2 protein-coding genes and 1 pseudogene are annotated in these 2,701 nt (G+C 62.9%); 2 read left to right on the top strand and 1 reads right to left on the bottom strand.

Annotation, left to right across the window (positions count from 1 at the left end):
* A pseudogene (locus HLUSI_RS0114035) lies at positions 1 to 302 on the top strand (methyltransferase); the annotation flags it as partial.
* A gap of 152 nt (positions 303 to 454) precedes the next feature.
* Positions 455 to 2,116, top strand: coding sequence for a sensor domain-containing diguanylate cyclase (locus tag HLUSI_RS0114030; protein ID WP_238534003.1), 1,662 nt, complete (start codon positions 455 to 457; stop codon positions 2,114 to 2,116).
* Positions 2,117 to 2,168: 52 nt separating this feature from the next.
* On the opposite strand, the gene HLUSI_RS0114025 is transcribed toward HLUSI_RS0114030, so the two are convergent.
* A partial coding sequence (locus HLUSI_RS0114025) for a helix-turn-helix transcriptional regulator (RefSeq protein WP_016834564.1) occupies positions 2,169 to 2,701 on the bottom strand: 533 nt, incomplete at its 5' end.

The raw sequence follows: 2,701 nt of genomic DNA, 5'->3' as shown, positions 1-2,701 counted from the left end.
ATAAGGCCGTGCACGGCAACGCCGACGGCGACATCGAACACCTGTGCAGTCCGGTCACCGGCGGCGGCGTGCCGGCCGATCGCATCCAGCAACTGTTCATGCTGGCGGTGCTGGAAGGGCAAGAGACGCCGGACGCCATCGTCGGTTTCGTCTGGCGGCACATCTCGGCCGGCGGCAAGAGGATCGTGCGCGACGGCATCCGCCTGGAGGACGAACAAGCGAACATCGACGAACTGAGCCTGCAGGCGCAGCGTTTCTTCGTCGAGCGGCTGCCTTTGCTGCAAGCGTTGCAGGTGATCTGAGATGGCTTGTTTCTTCCTGGAAACTCGCAAAGTCATGAATTTTTTGCAAGGTCTTCCGGGGATAGAGGCCTGCAAACTCGGGTAACATTGAGCCGGTTTCTGGACAGAATCCATCTGCATTTCCGAGAAGAAAAAATATTTTGAACAATCTGTTGCGAGTCAAATGGACGCTCAAAGCCAAGGTCATCATGGTCGTGGTTGCCGCCGTCCTGGTGACGACCGCCGTGATCGTGGCGGTCTCGCTGACCATCATGCAGCGCGACATCAAGACCCTGATCGGCGCGCAGCAGTACACCACGATCAAGATGATCGCCACCGCCCTCGATGAAAGTTTCAATACGCGTCGTGTCGCCCTGCGGTCGTTGTCGCAGGGCTTGCCGCCGGAAGGGCGGCATGACGCACATCAGCTACAGGTCTATCTCGCCAGCCACACCAGTTTGACCGAGATGTTCTTCAACCTCTCGGTGTTCGACTCCAACGGCCAGCTGGTCGCCAACTTCAATGACACCAGCGCCATCGGCCGCTTCAACGTGGCCGACCGCGAATACATGCGACGCACGCTGGAGCTGAAGCACGGTGTGATTTCCGAGCCGCTGCGCAGCCAGATATCCAAGCGCGCCATCGTGCTGATGACCGAGCCGGTATTCGACGACAGCGGCAACATCGCGATGGTGTTCGTCGCCAGCATCGACCTGCAACAAGCCAACTTCCTCGGCCAATTCACCAACACCAGGATTGGCAGGACCGGCTTCATCTACATCATTACCTCCAAGGGCATCATCGTCGACCACGTCGACAAGGCGCGCATCCTGCAGCATGTCGACCACGTCGGCGGCAAGAGCGGCGGCACCGAACAGGCGCTGGCCGGTTTCGAAGGCAGCATGGAAGGCCTCAGCCGCAGCAACCAGCCCGCGCTGTTCTCGTTCAAGCGCATGAAAACGGTGGACTGGATCATCGGCTCGATCTACCTGCGGGAGGAGGCTTTCGTGCCGGTCCGCGACATGCAGAACAAGGCGTTGCTGGTGTCGTTGTCGCTGGCGGCGCTGGCCGGCTGGCTGGCCTGGCTGATCATGTCGCGCCTGATCGATCCCTTGCTCCGGCTGCACGGCCACATCCAGAAAATCCGCACCTCAAAGACCTATGACGAAGTGCCGCTGTCGTATCGCGACGATGAGATCGGCGACCTCGGCAGCGCCTTCAACTCGCTCATGCGCGAACGCAAGGACGCCGAGATGGATCTCGACCAGGCACGCGTCAACCTGGAAAGCATGAACAAGGCGCTCGAACGGCTGGCGCTGGAAGACGATCTCACGGGGCTGGCCAACCGCCGCCAGTTCGATCTGAGCCTGCAAGAAGAATTCAGCCGCGCCATGCGCAACGGCGTGTCGCTGGCGCTCGTGATGATCGACGTCGACCACTTCAAGCAATACAACGACATCTACGGCCACCTCGCCGGCGATCAGTGCTTGCGCAAGGTCGGGCGTGTGATCAAGGCGCAGCAGACGCGTCCGGGCGACCTGATGGCGCGTTACGGCGGTGAGGAAGTAGGCATCCTGCTGCCCGGCGCCGACGAGGCCGGCGCGATGGCGGTGGCCGAACGCATCCGCCTGGCGGTGCGCCAGCTCGGTCTGCTGCATGAAGGCAATGACGCAGGCATCGTCACCATCAGCGCCGGCGTCAGCGCGTTCGTGCCGATCCGCGACATCGACGCCGCCGACAAGCTCATGCGCGCGGCCGACAAGGCGCTGTACCTGGCCAAGGCGCAGGGCCGTGATCGCATCTGCAGCAGCAGCGAACTGTCGACATCCGCGTAAGGCTTCTTTCAGTTAAATAAGTATCGAGTTGCTCGGAGATTGCCATCCGGATTCAATCCGGACGCGCCTGCCGCCGATGCTGGCCGGGGCCGATGCCGAAATGGCGCTTGAAGATGCGGTTGAACGAGGCTTCGGATTGGTAGCCGACCGCTTCGGCGACGGCGGCGACGGTCTGCTGGCGGCCGGCCAGCAATTGCGCCGCCTGCGCCATGCGGGTGCGCGTGAGGATCTCGCCGGGTGTGGCCCCGGCCGCCGCCCGGAACAGCCGGGCAAAGGTGGTGCGTGACAGATGGCAGGCCTCGGCCAACTGGTCCAGCGACCAGGCCCGGCCCGGTTCGGCCAGCATGCAGTGCAGCGCGCGTTGCAGGCGCGGCGAGGCCAGCAGCGTGAACAGTCCGGGTGTTGCCGCAGTTTCCTGTTGTTCCAGCCATGCGCGCATCAGCAGCGCAAACAGCGCCGACGACAATTGCGTGACCACCGCATGCGCGCCGGGGCGGGCAGGGTCGACTTCGATCTCGACCTGCAGCATCTTCATCAGCGCCTGCAGCCCGGCAAAATCGGCGCGTCCCGCGGTGCGCACCAGCA

This window comes from Herbaspirillum lusitanum P6-12 (genome assembly GCF_000256565.1).
GTDB classification, from domain to species: Bacteria; Pseudomonadota; Gammaproteobacteria; order Burkholderiales; family Burkholderiaceae_D; genus Herbaspirillum; species Herbaspirillum lusitanum.
Note: the sequence above shows the minus strand (reverse complement) of the source record. Positions and strands in the feature narration are given on the sequence as shown.